Here is a 19,360-nt window from a genome sequence, read left to right as displayed (position 1 = left end):
CGGCTGCTTAGCACCTGCCGCACGGGGTCAGGGTCAAGTCCACAGGCCGCCGAGTGGGGGCGCGAGAGCATCGGCCTTACCAGGTGGCGCCGGTCCGGCCCCATCACGGCAAGCGGAGCAGCCCCTCGACCGGGCCTACAGCCCTAGTCCGCGTTTCCTGCCGAAGCTCCAGTCCATGTTGCCGGTGTCGCGCATGACGCCTGCGATGTGCTGGCCAATGCGATTGTCGAGGACCGGCTGCCAAGGGACCAGCGTGAAGCCAAGGCCACCGTCGCCGCTCAAGGTTTCGAGCATGGCATACCGTGCGCTGGCGAGATAGGTCGAGCCAACGAGGGTGCCGCTGACAAATTCACCTGGCTCGATTCGGGCCGAAGCCATCGCTCCCCCTGCCCGCGCGATTTCCTGACGATCCAGGGCGGCGATGGCCCTTCTCGGGACGGAAATCTGTCCGTCCTTGGCCGTGGCGTGTCCCGTCTCGACAAGCCGCTGCGCGCGGCGGGCGAGCGCGTCGTTCACCTGCCTGCCGAAGCCAGAGTCTGTCAGCGGGATCGGACCGCGGGCAGCCAGTTCCCGGTCGAGCCAGGTTGCCCCGTCGCTTGCGATCTGTCGCTCAAGGCCGAAGCTGGAGAGGACGCGAAGCTGGGGACGGTTGGTACCCTGGCTCAAGTCGTAAGCCTGTCCCCGCTCGACGATATCGTTGGGCACCAGCCAGCGGTCCGCATCGATCCGCTCGACATGGCCAGCCCGGCGCAGAGCCTCCAGGCGGCGGACATGGAAGCGGATGAAGGCTTCGGGATCCTTATCCTGTCGCGCAAAGCTGAGGTTGATGCGTGCCAGATGCCGGCTCGGCCGGTAGACCCCGCCTTCCTCCTGGGCATTGATCGCAATATTGCGGTCAGCCGACCTTGGGCCGGAGACGGGAGGAACCGCTTCGACGATCATGCCGCGCCCGACCTCCTCAATGCACGAGGGGTCAGCGAACTCCACGTGGTGGACGCGCCCGTCGACGCCATCGATCACAAGGTAAACCCGCTCGCCCATCTCGTCGCCGGCCAAGCCCCTGGACAGCACGCGACCGACGACGCTCTGGTCAATCGAGCCGCCATGGCGGACGTATTGGCCAACCCCACGCGCCTCGGCGAGCCCGTAGTCGGCGAGCGCCCGGTGCATGGTCTTGATGACGTCGTTGCGCTCGCCGAGCTGCCGCAACGTGGCCTCGGTCCTATCCGCTAAATCCCACCGCCCGGGCTCGATCTCGGTGGCCAAGCCATAGCGCTCCAGCCGCCTCGCCCTGCTAGCCATCAGCGTGCGGTACTCCCGGACGAGAGAGCCTGTGCCTTCGCCCGGGCGCAGGTCGACGGCGCCCTGCTCGCGCTGCTCGGCCAGCAACGCCTGGTCGAGCCGGGTCAGCCGCTCGGCGTCCACCTCGCTCTGGAGCTTGGCCTGAAGCTCGATCTCGCTCTGGTGGCCCAATTCCCGGGTGACCAATTCGCTCGCTCGATGCCGGATGCCATGGGCAATATAGTCGCCGGCAATGTTGAGGGTCTTGCCATCGTCTGTGACACCCCGGACTACGATATGCGTATGGGGATGGCCGGTGTTGTGGTGATCGACCGCGATCCAGTCGAGCCGGGTCCGAAGATCGATCTGCGCCTGTCGCATCAACTCGCGGGTGAAGCCGCGCAGGTCTGCCATCTCGGCTGAATCTTCGGGGGCGACAATGAAGCGGAACTGGTGGCGATCTCCCCGCCCCCGCTCGACAAAGGCCTTGCCGTCCGCGTGATCCTCAAGGGTGGAGTAGACCCTGCCCGTCTCGCCATCGCGGGTCGCGCTGTCCCGCTCGAGATATCGCAGATGCGCGTCCACCGCCTTGCTTGCTACGCCAAACCTTCTCACGCCGCGCGGCCCGCGCTGGGGATTGAGCTTCACCACCCGGCCCTTGACGACAACACGGCGCGAGCGGAAGCGGCCAGCACCATCTCGGTGCCACTCACCCCCATGCTTCGGCAACGAAGCCGCGACCTCGGCACCGCGGCCGCGGGCATTGAACCGGCCGTTCGCCTTTCCGGTTCGCTCGCCCGACCCACGGCCGATTCGACCAGGATTGCCGCCGGCCCGGCGAACCGCGATCTGTACCTGTGCCACAAAGGATCGCACGGGCGTGCCGACCCGCGTTCCACGATCGCGAGATCGCCCCGATCGGATCCGAAACTCGTCGATGTCGTCGCGCGCCATCACGAGACAGTCTGGCTCGGATTCAACACCCGCAATGGCCTCCCGGCGATGATCGCACGATCGCGCAAACATGCGTGTGCTGGCGCGCAAGCGGCGACGTCAACTGAAGCAAACCTCGAGACGGCTGGCGCTGCACCCGTTGAAGCTAAACAGGAAACCAACGTCGGCGACGCCGCTGCCAGCCTCCACGAAAAACGCCGCCGTCTTACTAACCCAATGTGCAGGCAGGCTTTTCGACCGAAGGGAGAAGCGAACGCGAGTTCGCTTTATCTTGCCCGCTTGCCGTCGTGCCTGCCCACTGCCCTTGCGCATCCGCTAATTGATCGCTGAAGCACGCGTTTGCTTGCGAACCTGCGCGCCTCGTCATCGCGATGCTCGTGAATCCGATCGAGCGACAAACACGCCACTGGGTGCGAAACACTCGCAGCGAGATTGCTGTCGTTGTGCGCCTCGAAGGCACGAACACCAGCGGCCGCTCGCCTCTTCATCAGATCAGCTCGCTGAACGAACAGCGTTGCAGCTGCCGATGACCGCCGGTCGGGATCCACGTCGGTGACAGTTCAATGCCAAGCAAATTTGCAAGCCTTGTCACATAGGCTCGCGTCTCGTCTGGCAAAGGCCCACCCCGCGAGATACTCTTTGTGACGAGCTGGTCCGCGCTGTGCGGGACACACACGCCAGGCGAGGCGTAGCGGTCGAGCAATCCACCCACACATGCGGTACCTGCCAGAATGTCGTCACGCGGATCAATCGGATCGTTTCCCAGATCATAGCGTTGGCGCAGTTTGGCCCAAGTCGCCGGCATAATTTGCATCAGGCCGATCGCACCCTTGGGCGATTTGGCGTGCACGTCACCGGCGCTTTCCCTGTTGAGGACTGAACCAATCCAGTCGATAGGCATTGCAAAGCCATTTCAGACGTCGTCGATAATAGCCGTAAACCGTCGCTCGCCTGATTGACCACTCAAGCCGCAGCCGATCCATTCTCAGCCAGGGCAGCACTATGCGACGCGGTGAAAACAGCAGCAGCGGCACGGCAGCCCAGGCACGCGCTCCCGATCGGATCAAACACTCCGTCGTGCTCGCAGCCGTCCAGGGTAAAGCTGCTTCGCGCCGGCCGTTCGGCCGCCCTGGACCGCAGCTGCGCGCACCGGCCTCGCAAGCGTTGGTCGGGACGGAGGAATGCTCCCGCAATTGATTGAACAGAGGAATTGCGGGGAAGAAGCGCGGAACGCGCACGATCATTCCTCCCACGTCCACACGGGGAGCGCACTGCCGATGACGGCCGACGCCGGCAGAAGCCCAAAGTATCGGCCGTCCAGGGAGTCTTCAGATTGCCAATTCATGAGGAAGAGTTCTCCCTCGCCGACGACATGGCAGCCCTGCCATTTCGGCAGTGGCCGACCACGAGCGTCGCGGTCCCGCGCCTCGCCCATTGCAATGTCATCGACCGAAATTGTGAACCCGCTTCTGCAGATCGTCTGCCCTGGCAACGCCAGGACCCGCTTGAGCATGGGGACGCCGGCCGGCAGATAGCCGTTCAAGTCGAGAAAGGTCGCAAGTGGTTCTGGAGGCTGAACGACGAGCAGCTCAGTGACATGGAAGCTTTCCGTCTGTCGCAGACGGTAGAGGCCTATCGGCACGCTCGCTGATGCATTCCAGATGTAGAGCGGGATCGGCTCGAGCGCGATTGTCGCGACCAGCGCCGTGACAAAGCCATACACCGCGGTCAGCGGCTTGAGGCGGCTCGTCATCGCATCACTCTTTGACGATGTAGCCAGGCCTGGTGGCGCGTCTTTGTGTAGGGACGCGGGTTTTCGTTTACGGAAAGGCGGTTATGAACGTGATGCCAATAATCGGGGGCAACGTCGGCCGGATCGATGCCGAGCGCCTCAACGGCGTCGATCATCTGCAGCACCCGCTCTACCTTCGGCCAGCCTGAGAGCCGCAGCAAAATCTCTCCGCCGGGCTTCACATACGGTATGGTCGTGCAGCGCTTTCCCGTTGCAACCGCGCGCAGAATATCGATCCGCGAGATGACGGTTCCAAAGTCGCTGGATGTCCAGCGGACGAAGGCAAGAATGCTCGCTGGCGCAAATGACAGGACGCGGCGGTGACCATCGAGCCTTCTCTCCTCGACGACGCGACCAAACCGAATGCGGTTTTCGATGCGCTTTTCCAACCACAGGATTTCCACTTCGGTGAGATCGCTCATGCCCTCGCCCCTTGAAGCTGAATCTCGGAGCGAGCTTGGACTTCGACGAGTAACGGGTGCGGTCGTCGAACGGGATTGTGGAGGTAGGCGGATCGATCGACGGGTCGCTGTTGTCGGTCGTCCCCAACGCGGCTTGTGGCGGGGTCCTTTGGAAGAAATCCGAAGGATTTCTGGTTAGTAAAGTTACAGCGGCCGGAAAGGGCCGCGAGCTGGTCGCGCTCGGAATGCTGTGTGCACTGCATAGTCACTGCTCTCGGGCCGTGATCAGCGACGTTCCTGGCCCGCGTACGGGCGCAGGACCGGATGTTTCTTGGCCGGCAGCACCGTGCCCTTGCCCGGATCTGACGTCGATGTTTTGGCGCCGAGATCGGCCCAGGCCTTTAGGTCATCCAGCGCGTAGACGACACGGCCTCCGATCTTTCGATACGTCGGCCCGGTGCCGTACGTGCGGTGCTTCTCAAGCGTGCGGCCGGACAGGCCGAGATAACGCGCGGCCTCGGGTGTACGCAGGAAGCGCGGGGGTAGGCCGGCCATTTGATCGGGCATTTAAGAGCTCCAAGGTGACAGCGCGCTGCGGATGGCGGCGCCGGCGTGTGTGCGGTCATCATGGAGAAACGTGATGTCGGAGGGGATGCCGAAGATTGACGAAGGATTTTCGATACCCCAGGGCGGAGGACCTACTCGGCCTGCGCTCGGGCCGTAGAAGCTTGCGACAGCCGCCGCGCATTAGCGCGCGGCCGCTTGTACGAGACGAATGATTCGATTGCGTGCGCTTGCAGGCGCGATCGGGGATGCGCTTCTTACCAATCATGCTTCGGCGATGATGCGATAGCTGCCACCGGCGCTATGCGGCGTCGAGCGCGCGCGTTGATTTCGATTGGCTTGGGCCAGGAGGCAGTTGCGAAGCGCATGGGCGTCGATCGGGCCTTCGTAAGCAGCATGGAGCGAGGGCTGCAAAACGCAACGTTGCTCACAATCTGGCAGATTGCCCAGGCGTTGGGGTGCGGCCTGCGGATCGGCTTGATGAAAAAGTGTCCAAGGTTCGTCCTGACCTTCCGCGAGCCGGGCCGAAGGCCCGGCGAGCGCCGGACGCGGCTACGCGTCACCGCCGCCGATCCGGCTTGCCGGATCGGCGGCGGCGTACCAAGCGGTCGAGTGAAGCCGTGCAACCGTTGCCGAATGCGCGGCCCACTCTCACATTGCGCGCTCCATCAGACGCTTCGCTTTGCCTTCAAGTTCAAGCCTCGTATCCTGATGGGCTTTGCCGCGGGCGAACGCCGTGATGCCCTGCACGAAATCAAAGATGCTCTCCGGCTTACGGTTTTCCTCACCGAGAACGGTTTCAATGATTTTCGACGTCTCGGACTTTGAAAACCCGCCCTTGCGCAAGAAGCTCGCTCGGTCCTCGTCGGTGCGGGCAACAATCTTCGCCCGGGCTGCCTTGACGCCGGCAACGAACGGAGCTGGCGAAGAATTGGCGAAGCTGGTTAGTGCGGGTGCCGCCTCGTGCGCAAACCGCTGGGCTGCGAATCTAGAATGCCGGATGGTGATCTCTTCGAAATTCTCTACACCCCAGAGATTGCGGTTCATGCAGACAGCGCGGAGGTAGAAGCTGGCAATCCCGAGCGTCTTGCTCCCGACCTCGCTATTCCAGCAGTAAAATCCGCGGAAGTACAAATCCGGCGATCCATCTGCCAGGCGCCCAGCCTCGATTGGGTTTGCGTCGTCGACGAGAAACAGAAACACGTCGCGGTCACTGGCATAAAGCGTCGTCGTGTCCTTGGTCACGTCCACAAAGGGATTGTGGGTCATGGTCGACCAATCCATCACCCCCGGGACCTTCCATCGCGTGTCGCCGGTACCATTGCCCGCAATCTTCATGACGGCGGCGACCAACTCATGATCCCAGATGCGGCCATAGTTCGGCCCGGTAGCAGCACGAAGCTCGACACGTCCATTATTGGTCTCCAACGTTTTCACGAGTTCAGCGCGATGTGAGAGCAAGCCGTGTTGCAGGTTGATAGCTGACAACGCCGCAGGCAGTTGCCGCAGATAAGAGGTGGGCGCGCCCACGAGCGTGCACAACTGGCCAAAGCTCCAATGCGTCGGCGCCACCGGCTCGTCACGTCCCGGCACCCTCAGGGCCAGCCGCTCCAAATTGTCCCGGTTCGCTTCCACCCGGATACCCCGGCTTTCTACTGTTCGCGCGTGCGCGCGCTCGGCGCGACCTCGAACTGCCTCATAGAGGTCCGGCAAACTCAAGTAACGCTCGTCATCCGGTCGCGCAAACCACTCGGATGACACGCGGCCGATCCGCTGGCCGCGCGATACATCCACGCGAAAATCGCCGGAAGCAGGCTGTTCGCTCTGAGAGAGGGTCATCACGTTCATGGTCATTCTCCTATGGGCTAAGGTTGAAGCGCAGCGCTGCGCTGCAACCCTGCCCGTCGGCGAGACCTGGGGTAGCAAAGGCAAGGGCGGCCGGAGGCGGAGGGGGATCGCCCGCCTGACAAGGGCGCGCCGGAGGCGGCGCGTCTGCACGCGCCTGGCAACGATGTCGTCATGAAGATGCTTGCGCGGAAGACCGGGGATACCGCTCCGGCCGGCACGGCGCGCCGTGCTTCACCCTTGCCCGCGCGAGGGCGGAGCCCTTAGCAATCTCTCCAAAGGAAAATGCTTCTTTGCTTCCTTGCAAAGCGGCGCAAGAAGCGCAAAAAAGCCCCGCCTCCGAGGAGGCGGGGCCGAAGATCGCGAGCGATCAGTCGCCGTTGCGGCGGGACCAGATCAGGGCAAAGCCCTCATCGCCTTCGACCTTCACCAGGGAGGCGTAGATCGGGGCCGGGAAGCTCGGATCATCGAGCTTGACCGAGAGGTATTCGCGATCGCTGTCGCGTGCGGTTTTCTTCCAGGCCGCCCCGAACTCAGTCACACCGTTGAAGATGCGGTAATCGGGCGCCTTGTCGTTGTCCTTCTCGGATGCGGCGAACCTTGCCTTGATATTCAGCGTCAGCGTCTTGAGCCAGCCGGTGTAGCCGTTGTCCGAAGCGGTGAAGGTGCCGATGGTAGCCATGGTAGTCTCCTTTTGTTGCTCGGGCCGCGCCTATCGCAGCCTCGATGGCGATCCTTGGCCCGGGGAGCGATCGGCCCGCAGCCTTCAGGCCCGCAGCGCCAGCGGAGGACGGCGACAAGCCTGCTTTTTTGACTTCCGCGCGAGGAATGCCGCCACTTCGCGGCAGGGGAAAAAAGCAGGCATAGCCATTGCGGGAAGACGATCGAGGCTTTGGCCGGCCCTTGGGCCTGATCAGCCCATTCGAGGTTGCGTTAGACGCGCGCCATGAACGAACTGACGGCGACAACCATGCGGCCGACAACGACGCAGCACAAGGACACAGCTGGATCGATCGGGCACAATCTGACGCTTGCGCATCAACGGTAGGGAAGACGCACTCCAGGGAAGCGCTAGGGGTGCTAATCGCAGTTTTTGCGTGCCAGATCGAGGGCTGGCCGGAACCAACCGCCAGAAGCCGACCACAGAACTCGCGATCATCGCACGATCAAAGCGTCCGGCCTGTAACCGCGTCGTCCTTGGTCGAACCCAATGCGACACAATAATCCCTTGGCTGCGCGCAGACGGTATAGATCGGAGGGACCGTGGTCCTCATCCGAACTGGGCTTCCATGGGCCAAACGCTGTCTTGCATCAATCGAATCGGCCGCGCGCCGTTCAGGCGCGCAGGCGATTCGATTGGAACTTGCCGGGGCCGCTCGCGCCACCTCGGGCTCAAAAACTCATTCCGAAGCCTGCGAACAGGGACCATTGCCTTGTGCCTCGTTCGGCGATCGGCCCGATCCTGCTGCTTTAGCCGTCCCCGGCAAGGAAGGCGGCCAGTCGTCGCCCTTCTTCATATCCGCATTCGCTCGGCAGTTTCGCCACTCACGCGTTCGCAGACTGCCTCCAGGATATGCCTTGGCGGCGCGACCGAGATAACGCCTACCGCCGGTCATGTCGAGTGAGACGGCTTCTGTGAGCAGGTTGGCTGTTGCCAAGGCGCGCGACCGCCGCTCCCACCGCAGTTTGACAGTATTGACGGTCAGGGCGACACAATGGGCGAACAAGGCCACGCGGCTATCGAACCCGGAGGGTTACCGTGGCAAGCATGGCGCAAGTTTTCAGAATGCCTATTGACCTTGGCGCGTCACAGCTGGCTTGGGAGTCCCTTGCCATTCAAGCCGCCATATAGAGCCTTGACGCAAATTCTGGACTAGGTCGGGTCGAAAGCAGACAAGACAAGTACCTCCAGCGTGCCGAATTGATGGATAGATGATTCCATTGCTTGAGTGATCGATCCGCAACTGTCGGGCCAGGCTCTGACCAGCCGGATAAGCAATTGCCGGGTCTTTATGCAGGAGGAGATCGACGTCGACGCCGGCCTCGCGCAAATCGTGAAAGGGGCCGAAGAAGTCGGCAATGAGTTCGGCATAGTCGGTGACGTTTTCAAAGCGGCCGACGGCCTCGAGCTCGCGCGTCAGGTGATAGGAGACCTCGCCAATCGCGGTGTCGGCATCGAAGGCGCAATACCAGGCCCCTCGATCGTCGTCATTGAAACGATTGCCACCCGGGCGCGTATGCGTGAATGCAGCGTTGATGAACGTAAAGCCGGCCCGACCAAATACGAGCTCGCGCGGATCGAGCTGCGGAAGCCCTGTCTCCTGCGCGGCCAAGCGGCCGTTTGTAGCGTTCTCGAGCGCGGCTAGATCTTCAAGCGCACCATGATTGGCAGCAAGCGGAAGCAACACCGGGTCTTTGAGCCGACCGGTTGAGATCAGCCGCACGGTGTCGTGCCGTGTCAGGTTCACCGTTGGTGGCAAGGGCATTCATAAACCGCCGCGTAGTGCGTCGATATGCCGGCGCACTTCCAGCATCTTCGGAATGCCGCCTTCTATCATCGTATCAAGTGGACGTCGGCCGCCATAGGGCCGCCCCTTGTTGTGTAGCCGCACCCATTCGTCCGACAGCGGCTCAGAAAACAACAAACGAAGCCCTTTGAAGATGCCGATAAGCGCACTGATCCTGGTCAGCGTGTCCTGCGACAGCGTGCCAGACCACTCACCTTTCTTCATTCGGAACCAAGTCCGTTCCGACACATCGCCGAGCAGTGCGCAGACCTCGGGCCCTGTTAGACGCCAGATTTCGGCAAGCCGAACCATGCCGTCGACCGCAGACGGCGTCAGTCGTTCACGCGTAGAGACATCCGAGAGGTTTGGCGCTGACTGCGTCATCCACGGGTCTATCGCCGGTCTAAGAGCTGTTTGATTCATCGAAGCAGGCCTCCGCCACTTGGCAGAAAATATACTGCCATTTGGCAGATTTTCAAGGGCGCCAGGATGGAAAGACGTTAAGTCATTGATAATTAAGAAAATCAACGATGGATCGCGCCGGGACAAGGCTGCAGCGAAAACACTCTGTCGACCAGGCTGCGACGATCCCTTATCCGTCCTGCGAAACAGCAAGATCGTCAGACCTACGCAAGAGCCGCAGCGCATCGGGAGAACGCGACAGAGAAGATAAACTTCCCGGCCAAACGAGCCCGCCGACCACGAAGTCAAGGCCAATGGCACCGACCAGACCCATTCCAACTCAATACGTCTACATCGCCGCGGTCCTGCCGAGGAAGAACGGCACCCCTAGATCGCAAGCGCAAACGAAGCCCAGCTGACGGCACGTAGCCCAGCGAGATTAAGAATGCCGATGATCATGGCCATGGATCCCATGACAGGTGTTGCAAGGGGTCGCGCCACCACCACGGCGCAGTCCGGTCTAGCCGAGGGCGCGAGTTGATCGGAGTAATCTCGCCGTCAGCGCACTTCGCCGCGTTGGAAATTTGCCGAGTGTCTCGGCACGGCCTTGACGGAAATGTGCCTGTTGCCGGGAAGTGGCGGCGCTTACGCGCCGCCGTGACCGAAACTCCAGACGGGAATACCGAGCTTTCGCGCCTTGTCGGCGAGATTGTCCTGGATACCGGTACCGGGGAAAACCATGACCCCAACGGGCAAAACGTCGAGCATCTGGTCGTTGCGCTTGAACGGTGCCGCCTTGGCATGCCGCACCCAGTCCGGCTTGAAAGCGATCTGTATTACCTTGCGGTGATCGGCCCATCGGGCAGCGATGCGTTCGGCGCCCTTCGGCGATCCGCCATGCAGCAAGACCATGTCGGGATATTTGGTGCGGACCTTGTCGAGCGCGTCCCAAATCAGGCGGTGATCGTTGCAGTCGATCCCACCGGTAAAGGCGATCTTGGTGCCTCTGGGCATCAGCGGCTCCAAGGCGACGCGGCGTGTAGCGGCGAGGAAGTCACGGCTGTCAATGACGGCCGAGGTCAGCGTGCGGTGGTTCACCAGAGATCCCGAGCGCGGTCGCCAGGCTGATCCGGTGTGGCGCTCGAACTGCTCGGCGGCCTGGTCGCGGAACAACTCCAGGGTGCTGCGGCGTTCGATCAGGGTCATGCCTTCGGCAATCAGGCGTTCCAATTCGACGGAGCGGACTTCCGAGCCATCCTGATCCTTCTGGGCGCGCTTTTGCGCCAGTTCGTTGCCGTCGAGGTCGTGTTCGATCCGCTCGGTGGCGCGATGAAAGAGGTTGACGCTCGACCACAAAAGATTCTCAAGATCGGGCTCGAGGCGGGTCTCGCCGAGCGTCGCAATGAGGGCGTCGAAAATATCAGCAACGGCATTGGCGATGGTGCGTGCTTCGGGCAGCGGTCGCGGGTCGGGTTCGTCCTGAAAGGGACGATAGCCGTGGAGCTGCAGTTCGGTGAGTACGTGATCGGTCGGAGAAGTACCGATCAGCCGATCGAAGATTTGTTCGTCGCGATTGGTCGTCATAGCGTTTTCCTCTGTTGGATCGGCCGCGCCCATCGCAGCCTTCATGGCGACCAAAAGGCGGCGGGCGGACCGGACCTGCACCGCGGTGCGCAGCGATGCGGCCGGAGCAGAGCGGAGGATGGCGGGAGCAGGCAATTTTGTTTCGCGATGTAAAGCGCGCACTCGACGTCCCCTTCGCGCTCCGCGCGATGGGTGAGTGAGCTCGGGCGCGACGGAAAATAGCCGGCTAACGCCATTGCGTGGCCGAGCCGCTTGCCGCAGCGTCGCCCTCTCAGAAGGCCGGGTGCGGCCCTCTTCGACAACACGTGGAAACGCCTGCGATCCGGCTCAAGGGACGCCGAAGACTAGTATTTCCTTCCCCGCGACCGGCGTGGTGTCACGACTTCATGAAGCGCGCCACATCCATCGGAGCGAGCTGGACCCGCACGGCAGCTCGAAGCGCATCCACGCCAAAACTGCGAAGGTCCTCGTTGAAATCGCCGCAGCGCGGTGACAGCGGGATCGCCTCGATACCATTAGTGTGCGCGCGTGCACCCAAGCTCTCCATCGCGCTACGGCCAGCGAGATCGTCGTCGCAAACGATGTAAAGGCGGCGCAATTTGGGCGGCAGTAGAATGGCTCTCAAGTGCGCCGCTGAAAGCGCTGCCGCCATCGGCATCTCAGGTAAGACGCAACGGAGGGACAGCATGGTTTCGATCCCTTCCCCGGCTGCCATCACGTCGTCAGCGACACCGAAGCGAACGGCGTTTCCGAGGAGACGGCCCATTGCGCGGCGTGGCGTATCGATTGGGGCCTTGCCGCCGGCCGAACGATCGAACCCTTCGGGATCGAGGTAAGTTCGATGCACGCCAGTAATCCGACCGTCGAGATCGGTCACAGCAGCGATCATCGCAGGGTAGGTCTCGGCTGGTTCAGAAGAAACAGGACGATAATAGCACCGCGGGTGGAACCGAAGGCTTCCGCTGCCGGGAAGGACTGTGATGGCGCGGGCATGTAGATATTTCTCTGCTATCGTTCCTTTGATCGGACGCGACATCGCGAACAGCCGCCGTGCCGACTCGTGCGAGCCGGTTGGCGTTGAAGCACGTGGCTGCCGTTTAGAGTCTGGCTCAGGTCTTGGCAGGTTGAGGAATCGTCGTGCTTCGGCGGCGACTTGGCGGAAATCGGCGAGGCCGCAGCTTTCGCGGATAACGTCGAGTAAATCTCCATGCTCGCCGGTGGCGGCATCAGTCCATTTGCCGGCGACGCGTTTGCCGGATTCATCGCCTCTCAGACGTACGAACATTGAGCGGCCGGCCGTGTTTCTGACGTCGCCCACCTGCCAGTAGTTTCCTACCCGTCGCCCATTGGAAAGATAGCGACGGCACACCGCCTCGGCCTCCCGTGCCAGGCACTGTGTTAATTCCGCTGCATCGTGGGGCATGTCAGGCTGCCCCCCGATAGAACTCTGAACTGCGCTTGCCATATCGGACTCTCCGTAGCGGCTGGCCCGAGAGCCTCTCTCTCGACCTCCAACCCGCCACGAATTGCGCCGTCCTCCTCTCACTCTCTGGCGCGCCGCGGCTAAGGCGGGCCGAAGAGCTTGTCGTCCACAACAGGAGCAATCGCCAGGCAGGAGAAAGAGGCAGCCGCAGGAGCGTCAGCATAGCGCCGGCGCGGCGGAAGCCGCGGCGGGACGCGGGACCGACTGCAGTCGCGAGACCGGTTAAGAAGGCACCCGCCGAGGGGCAGTGATAGCGACGCCGGAGTGAAATGACGGCGGGCTCCGAAGGCGAGTGCCTCCGGCGAGCGACTCATGATTGCGCGAGGGATTCGAAGCCGGATGGCCGAGACGCCTTGCGGCTCGGTGCACGAGAGCCCGGTCCGCGGCTAGCGGACGCGCCAAATGCCATAGCCGGGGCACGCCACGCCATCATCTGCCACTCGCAAAGCAGGAGCGGCATTCTCGTGTACCAACCGTGGCCGCGATCTGCTGCGAGACCTATAATTCCGACAAAGGGAGGAATTATCGCCGGTTCAATGTAACGTCGGCGACAGACTTGTCGGATTGAGTGCTGATAACCCACTGGAATCCTATGCCTCTCGACCAGCGGTATATAGCCACAATGCAAATGTGCCGGTGGCGACTGCTCGCTCGCGTTACGATCTACTAGTCTTGCTTGCGATCATCTTTCGCCATCCGAAGCGGTGCTATCTTCCGCGCTCACCTCGCTTTCCAGGTTTGCCGTTGCGAGTTGCACCACGCTCCTGTGATTGGGATCACCTACCAATTTGCACTCTATGCCAGCCGATTTCCCCATCAGGTCTCGGCTCCGCTTTTCTATAAAACCTTCCCGTTCCATATTTTGCAGTTAGGTGAAGGTGAGAGTATGCATGAAATGGGTATTCGCGAGCTGAACTATCTCGGTCAGTGTTTTTCTAGCCTAAGGCAGCGTCTCATCGAAGGGATTCGTCACTGCCATTAGTCCTACATCTCGCGTGACGCACACGCACAAACAAACCGCTCATGTCACCACGGTCTGCCCTTCCTGCGCGTTACCCACCCATTGGCACATGGCCTGCACTGATGCGCGCCGACATGGCCGCCGCCTACCTGGATTACCGCGACACAGGTGAACTCGCACGCGCCGTGGCGCGTGGGGAGGCACCACCGCCAACCGGCTATCACGGAAGTGGGCGCTCTCGAGAGCCAGTATGGTCGAAAGCCGTTATCGATGATCTCACGACACCAGCCAAAGCTACCGATCTAGATAGAACGGCCACAAGAGATTTGGCCTCTCTAGTATGAAGCCACCTGTCACGGCAATGACATTTCCTCGCTACTTCCGACGAAAACCATTGAAGAGTGGTCAATGGGCATACTTCTTTGAGCCGCCGACTTGGGCTCGCAAACAGGGCTGCCACGTCAAAGCTGAAGCACTAGGGCGGGAACACCTAGCCGCCGTCGACCGAACCAAGAATGTTCTGTTGCCCGCATTCGACAGCTGGCGCTCAAGAGGATTGACCGATATGGTTCCACCTTCTCCTGTGCCGGGCACCTTTGATTGGCTGGTCAGCATATTCAGGGCTCACCAAAAATGGAAAGAGATCGATCACAAGACGCAGCGCTTGTACGAGCAAGGATTGGCACTTTTTGCTAACCACATCCTGAAGGATGGTAGCCGCGCGGGCTCGAAGCAGATTTCTGACTTCACGAAGGCATTCGTCGACGCAATTTACGCGAAACTGCTAATCGTCGAAGCCGAAGACGCGCATGGCAACATCGTCAAGCGGGAGCGGCGCCGCTATGCAAATGCAGCTATGACCGCTTGCCGGCGCGCTTGGTTTGTTGGCCAGCGGGCCCAAGAAACGAAAGTGCCGGCGATCAACCCATTCTCTCGGATGGGTCTAAAAGCACACGCGCCCGGTCGGCCTGCGCGTGAAACACCGACAGCGACTTGGGACGAGCTCGTTGCCTTTAGAATGTCCGCAAAGAAGCTCGGATATAACTCAGTGGGAACGGCGGCACTGCTGACTTGGGAATGGTTGCAGCGTGAGGAACACGTGTTCGGCGCCTTTGAAATTTCGCACTATCGCCCCAAAGAGCGGCCGAATAGCGTGAAAATTGTTCATCCGAAGAATGGCGAGGAAGCATGGTGGCCGCTATTTGACGAAACCGGTGAGCCTCTTTTCCCCGAATTGATGGCAGAGCTCGACGCGATCAAGGAAGCGATCGTCTCGGGACTGATGTTTCGGCGCGACCATGAGCATCGCAGGTCACGTACGCCGCTCCCATGGATTACGGCGCGCAAGGATCTGCGATATCTCCGACGCGTTGTAAGAAAGATTGTTGTCGCGGCTGGAATTCGAACTGAACTCTCATTTACCTCATTCCGTCATGGCGGCTTTACGGAAGGTGCCGATAGCGACCTCACAGATGCAGAGTTACGCGCGGCATCCCGCCATCGATCAACACGCCAGTTACCTACCTACGCCAAGCGCACCCGGAAACAGTTGATCTCGGGCTCCAAGAAGCGTCGTGAGGAACGAACAAAAGTTGCCGTCATCTCGACTTGGAATGACACTTAATGGGCGTCGAATCTGGAGCAGCTCACGTTGTCTGCAAGCGAGCTATTTGCCTGTCCAGGAAGGCTTGCGCTTCTCCCCAAAAGCCTTGAGGCCTTCCTTGGCGTCTTCCGTCATCGCCAACAGCGCAATCTGACTTTCGGTATAGGCGATGCTCTCCTCGAACGACATCGAGGCGATCGCGCGCATCGCATACTTGCCGCGGCGGATCGCGGTCGGCGACTTGTCGACGATGCGGTTGATCAGCCAGTCGACCTTGGCGTCCAGTTCGGCCGCCGGCACCACGTAGTTCAGGAGCCCGGCGGCCTGCGCTGCGTGCGCATCAAACGGCTCACCGGTCAGCGACCACTCGCTGACCAGCCGTTTTGGCGCGATCGACTGCAGCAGGCTCAGCACCTGCATCGGAAACACGCCAACCTTCACTTCCGGCAAACCGAAGATAACGTTATCGGCGGCGACTGCCATGTCCGTCATGCATAACAAGCCCATGCCGCCGGCCATGCAGACGCCCCCCACCCGCGCAACCGCAGGCTTGGTGGCATTTTGCGACAGCCGCAACAGATCGGCGTAATCCACATTCGGTCGCGAATAATCCATCGCAAAGGCGGCGCCGCTGTTCTGCAGGTCGGCGCCGGCGCAAAACGCCTTATCGCCCGCTCCCGTCAGCACGATAACTCGGACGTCCTTGTCGTCATGCGCGTCACGATAGCCGCGGGCGATGCCGGCGACCACGTCGGCATTGATGGCGTTGCGCTTGTCCGGCCGGTTGATGGTAATCCAGAGCGCCTGCCCGCGCTTCTCGCGTATCACGCTGTTCGTGTCAGTCATGTCCCACTCGCCTCTTGGTCAAATGCTGACAAGCATTTGCGGCAGGATGACGGTAAACTGCAAGAGCGATCTAACTCTTGCGCCCACTGGCTGACATCACCTTTTTCACCCAGACCTTGTTGTCATGAAACGCGGCGCCGCCGACCGGAGCGACGATTTCGGCACCGGTTAGCATGTTGATGCCGCGGCCGCCGATATGGGCCTTGTTGGGATGAATGGATTCCGCGATCAGCACGCCGCGGCGCAGGCCGTGGAATAGCCGCGCGGTCAATGTCGTTTCGCCGCGCATGTTGCCGAGCGTGACAGCATCGCCGTCGGCAATCCCGAGCGACGCCGCATCCTCGGGATGGATCATGACGGTCGGACTGCCCTCGCGCGCGATCGACGATGGCGTTTCGTTGAAGCTGGTATTGAGGAAGCTGCGCGACGGACTGGTGGCGAGCCGGAACGGATGCGCCTCATCCGCCTCCTCGATGACCGTCCAGTGATCCGGCAGCGACGGCATCTGCTCCCATGGACCGAGTCCGGGCTTACCCCATGGAGGATTCGCCCAGTCGGCCTTGAAGTGGAACTTCTTGTCCAGGTGCGCGAAACCGTCGAGGTAGTGGGAGGTACGAAAATCCGGCTGAATATCGCGCCACAGATCAGCCTCCAGCGTCTCGATATCGCCGTGGCCGCTCTTCTTCAGCGTCGCATCGATCAGTTCGCGCGGCGTCATCTCAAATCCGGGATGCACGGCATTGAGGCGGCGACCGAGGCCTTGCAGTACTTCGTGGTTCGAACGGCACTCGCCGGGCGAATCGATCAGCTTCGCGCCCACCGAAATATGCTGGTGGCCGCCGCCGTAATAGAGATCGTCATGTTCCATGAACATGGTGGCGGGGAGCACGATGTCGGCCACCGCAGCCGTCTCGGTCATGAACTGCTCGTGCACCGCGACGAACAGGTCCTCGCGCGCAAAACCCTGGCGCACCAGCGCCTGTTCGGGGGCAACCGTCACCGGATTGGTGTTCTGGATCAGCATTGCCTTGACCGGTGGACCGCCTTTCAAGGCTTCGGAATCGCCGGTCAGGATGCGCCCGATCTGGGACTGGTCGAGCCAGCGTGTCGTAGGGTCGATCGCATCGTGGCCCTCGATGATGGATTCGTTGAACTGCCACATCGAAGCATTGTTGAAGAATGCGCCGCCGCCTTCATACTGCCATGCACCGGTCACCGCCGGGATACACAACGCCGCATGCATCTGCGTTGCACCGTTGCGGCTGCGGGTGAAGCCATAGCCGAGGCGAAAGAACGTACGCTTGGTCTGGCCGACCAGCCGCGCGAAAGCCTCGATCTCTTCGACCGGGACGCCCGAGATCTTCGAAGCCCATTCCGGCGTGCGTGTCGCCAGATGCGTCTCCAGTTCGTCCGGGCAGTCGGTATAACGATCCATATAAGCGCGATCCGCGTAGCCCTCGCGGAACAGCACGTGCATGACGCCGCAGGCGAACGCGCCGTCGGTCCCCGGTCGCAGCAGGATCTTGATATCCGCCTGCTTCATGGTGTCGTTGTTGTAGACGTCGATCGCCGCAATCTTGGCACCACGCTCCTTGCGGGCGCGCGAGGCATGGGTCATGACGTTGACCTGGGTGTTCACCGGATTGGTGCCCCAGATCACGACGAGATCGGAGACGCCCATCTCGCGCGGATCGACGCCGGCGATTTTGCCGGTGCCGATGGCGAAGCCGACGCGCGCGATGTTGGCGCAGATCGTCGAGTAGTAGCGCGAATATTTTTTTACATGCGCCAGGCGATTGATGCCGTCGCGCATGACGAGCCCCATGGTGCCGGCATAGTAATAGGGCCAGACCGATTCAGCGCCGAATTCGCGTTCTGCCTGATCGAAGCGCGCAGCGATTTCGTCCAGCGCTTCATCCCAGGAAATCCGCGCAAACTGGCCGGAGCCTTTCGGTCCGGTGCGGCGCATCGGGTAGAGCAGCCGGTCGGGATGGTGAATGCGCTCGGCGTAGCGCGCGACCTTGGCGCAGACCACGCCCGCCGTATAGGTCTGCTGCTTGGAGCCGCGGACCCGGCCGATCGAGCGATCGTCGATCACTTCGATGTCGAGCGCACAGGCTGACGGGCAATCGTGCGGACAGGTGGAGTGGCGGATGTCGACCTTGGCATGCTGGTTCATGCGTTTCTAGGTAACATCAAACGCCGCGGTCGCCGAGGGGCTTTTTCCGGCAGTACGTCTGCAAAAACGGCCTTTAGCCATGCATCAGCCGCCCAAATAGGCGCCGCCATTGGCGTGGATCGCCTGACGTAGCGAGCGCCGGGTCCGCACAGGAGCCGCACGGTTGCGGCGACGTCTTCCGGCAGTCCCCGATTGCCGGTGATGGTCTGATGGGTCAAGTGATGCGCCGGCTCCGGCTTATCTTTCGGCCGGGGCGTGCCGATCAGGCCGGGAACCACGCAGTTCACGGTGATGCCGTCGGCAGCGAGGTCGTGCGCCAGCGCGCGGGTCAAACCGATGATGCCCGCCTTCGCCGTCACCACATTGCGCACGATTTTTCGCCCCTGTGTGTGCGCTGAGGCCGCCGATATTGACGATGGTTCCCGCGGCGGATTTCCGCAGCGCGGGCAGACAGGCCTTCACGCAGTGGAACGCGCCATCGAGGGTCACATCGAGGATTTCGCGCCACGCTGCATAGTCCATCTCGGCGAATGGCTTTTCGCGGCGCAACGCGGCGTTGTTGACGAGGATATCGATACAGCCGAATTGCTGCATGGCGGCATCCGCCATCGCCTGCACCTCACCGGTGTCGGCAACGTCGCCGATATGAATGAGGGCCTTGCTGCCGGCGGCCGGCCTCGATCTCGCGCGCGACGGCGTCCGCCTCGGCGCGATTACCGCGCGCGTTCACGACGATAGATGCACACCCCCCCCCCGCCAGCGTCTGTGCGATCGCGCGGCCGATATTGCGACCTGCGCCGGTGCGCTCGACACGCACCGCAATGCGCGGATGTTTCGCCTCGAACGCCTTGGCTAGCTTCTCCGACCGGCAAGTCGGTCGAGGTGTCGTAGATGACCTCGCCTTTCTTCTTCGCCGCTTCGATCAGCGCGGGTATGACCGCTTCCGGCGGCGGCGCAG

The 19,360-nt window shown here is 61.8% G+C and carries 18 protein-coding genes and 1 pseudogene; 4 read left to right on the top strand and 15 right to left on the bottom strand.

Annotated elements, in window-relative coordinates; genetic code table 11:
- Positions 1-135 precede the first annotated feature (135 nt).
- Positions 136-1,866, bottom strand: a complete 1,731-nt coding sequence (locus LMTR13_RS10560; protein WP_236843343.1) for a DUF3363 domain-containing protein — start codon at positions 1,864-1,866, stop codon at positions 136-138.
- On the opposite strand from LMTR13_RS10560, the gene LMTR13_RS42360 reads away from it, so the two are divergent.
- Entirely contained in the window at positions 1,855-2,565 is a 711-nt protein-coding gene (locus tag LMTR13_RS42360; protein WP_236843342.1) for a hypothetical protein, read from the top strand. The genes LMTR13_RS10560 and LMTR13_RS42360 overlap by 12 nt on opposite strands.
- Before the next feature lie 157 nt (positions 2,566-2,722).
- Here LMTR13_RS42360 and LMTR13_RS42355 read toward each other — a convergent pair whose 3' ends face one another.
- From LMTR13_RS42355 to LMTR13_RS10540, 4 genes are all read right to left on the bottom strand, one after another.
- Positions 2,723-3,136: a lytic transglycosylase domain-containing protein gene (locus LMTR13_RS42355; protein WP_065727817.1), complete on the bottom strand. Its 414-nt coding sequence runs from the start codon at positions 3,134-3,136 to the stop codon at positions 2,723-2,725.
- Positions 3,137-3,475: 339 nt separating this feature from the next.
- The gene (locus tag LMTR13_RS10550; protein ID WP_065727816.1) at positions 3,476-3,988 is read right to left on the bottom strand and encodes a S26 family signal peptidase; all 513 of its coding nucleotides are present in this window, start codon (positions 3,986-3,988) and stop codon (positions 3,476-3,478) included.
- Positions 3,985-4,449 (bottom strand): DUF2840 domain-containing protein, encoded by a 465-nt coding sequence (locus LMTR13_RS10545; protein WP_065727815.1) that lies wholly within the window; start codon positions 4,447-4,449, stop codon positions 3,985-3,987. The genes LMTR13_RS10550 and LMTR13_RS10545 overlap by 4 nt, the downstream gene beginning before the upstream one ends.
- 264 nt (positions 4,450-4,713) lie before the next feature.
- Entirely contained in the window at positions 4,714-4,995 is a 282-nt protein-coding gene (locus LMTR13_RS10540; protein ID WP_065727814.1) for a helix-turn-helix transcriptional regulator, read from the bottom strand.
- A gap of 300 nt (positions 4,996-5,295) precedes the next feature.
- Between LMTR13_RS10540 and LMTR13_RS43310 the strand changes: the two are divergent.
- Positions 5,296-5,400: pseudogene (locus tag LMTR13_RS43310) on the top strand (hypothetical protein); the annotation flags it as partial.
- 243 nt (positions 5,401-5,643) lie between these two features.
- Here the strand turns inward: LMTR13_RS43310 and LMTR13_RS10535 are convergent.
- The 6 genes from LMTR13_RS10535 to LMTR13_RS10510 form a co-directional block, all read right to left on the bottom strand.
- Positions 5,644-6,840, bottom strand: coding sequence for a DUF932 domain-containing protein (locus LMTR13_RS10535; protein ID WP_065727813.1), 1,197 nt, complete (start codon positions 6,838-6,840; stop codon positions 5,644-5,646).
- A 367-nt stretch (positions 6,841-7,207) separates the two neighbouring features.
- Positions 7,208-7,519, bottom strand: coding sequence for a DUF736 domain-containing protein (locus tag LMTR13_RS10530; RefSeq protein WP_065727812.1), 312 nt, complete (start codon positions 7,517-7,519; stop codon positions 7,208-7,210).
- A 1,108-nt stretch (positions 7,520-8,627) separates the two neighbouring features.
- Positions 8,628-9,323: an RES family NAD+ phosphorylase gene (locus LMTR13_RS39035; RefSeq protein ID WP_083218973.1), complete on the bottom strand. Its 696-nt coding sequence runs from the start codon at positions 9,321-9,323 to the stop codon at positions 8,628-8,630.
- Positions 9,324-9,767 carry a DUF2384 domain-containing protein gene (locus LMTR13_RS42345; protein WP_065727810.1) on the bottom strand — a complete coding sequence of 148 codons (444 nt, stop codon included), beginning with the start codon at positions 9,765-9,767 and terminating at the stop codon, positions 9,324-9,326.
- Positions 9,768-10,391: 624 nt separating this feature from the next.
- Positions 10,392-11,330 (bottom strand): DUF2493 domain-containing protein, encoded by a 939-nt coding sequence (locus LMTR13_RS10515; protein ID WP_236843341.1) that lies wholly within the window; start codon positions 11,328-11,330, stop codon positions 10,392-10,394.
- A 376-nt stretch (positions 11,331-11,706) separates the two neighbouring features.
- The gene (locus LMTR13_RS10510) at positions 11,707-12,753 is read right to left on the bottom strand and encodes a DUF7146 domain-containing protein (RefSeq protein WP_065727809.1); all 1,047 of its coding nucleotides are present in this window, start codon (positions 12,751-12,753) and stop codon (positions 11,707-11,709) included.
- 1,544 nt (positions 12,754-14,297) lie between these two features.
- Here LMTR13_RS10510 and LMTR13_RS10505 point away from each other — a divergent pair.
- On the top strand, positions 14,298-15,398 hold the full coding sequence (locus LMTR13_RS10505) for a hypothetical protein (protein WP_156795546.1): 1,101 nt from the start codon (positions 14,298-14,300) through the stop codon (positions 15,396-15,398).
- Positions 15,399-15,440: 42 nt separating this feature from the next.
- On the opposite strand, the gene LMTR13_RS10500 is transcribed toward LMTR13_RS10505, so the two are convergent.
- From LMTR13_RS10500 to LMTR13_RS43085, 4 genes are all read right to left on the bottom strand, one after another.
- Complete coding sequence (locus LMTR13_RS10500; RefSeq protein ID WP_065727807.1) at positions 15,441-16,223, bottom strand: enoyl-CoA hydratase/isomerase family protein; 783 nt, start codon at positions 16,221-16,223, stop codon at positions 15,441-15,443.
- Positions 16,224-16,293: 70 nt separating this feature from the next.
- On the bottom strand, positions 16,294-18,402 hold the full coding sequence (locus LMTR13_RS10495; RefSeq protein WP_065727806.1) for a molybdopterin oxidoreductase family protein: 2,109 nt from the start codon (positions 18,400-18,402) through the stop codon (positions 16,294-16,296).
- A complete protein-coding gene (locus LMTR13_RS43090; protein ID WP_250637233.1) occupies positions 18,399-18,734 on the bottom strand; it encodes an SDR family oxidoreductase in 336 nt (111 codons plus the stop codon). Before LMTR13_RS43090 ends, LMTR13_RS10495 begins: the two co-directional genes overlap by 4 nt.
- Complete coding sequence (locus tag LMTR13_RS43085) at positions 18,640-19,020, bottom strand: SDR family NAD(P)-dependent oxidoreductase (RefSeq protein ID WP_250637232.1); 381 nt, start codon at positions 19,018-19,020, stop codon at positions 18,640-18,642. The genes LMTR13_RS43090 and LMTR13_RS43085 overlap by 95 nt, the downstream gene beginning before the upstream one ends.
- Positions 19,021-19,051: 31 nt before the next feature.
- Here LMTR13_RS43085 and LMTR13_RS42340 point away from each other — a divergent pair, with 31 nt between their 5' ends.
- Positions 19,052-19,258 carry a hypothetical protein gene (locus LMTR13_RS42340; RefSeq protein ID WP_236843340.1) on the top strand — a complete coding sequence of 69 codons (207 nt, stop codon included), beginning with the start codon at positions 19,052-19,054 and terminating at the stop codon, positions 19,256-19,258.
- Positions 19,259-19,360: the final 102 nt, after the last annotated feature.

Origin of the sequence: Bradyrhizobium icense, from assembly GCF_001693385.1 — a bacterium.
Lineage (GTDB): Bacteria > Pseudomonadota > Alphaproteobacteria > Rhizobiales > Xanthobacteraceae > Bradyrhizobium > Bradyrhizobium icense.
The sequence above is the reverse complement of the archived record's forward strand: the minus strand, read 5'-3'. Positions and strand labels throughout refer to the sequence as shown.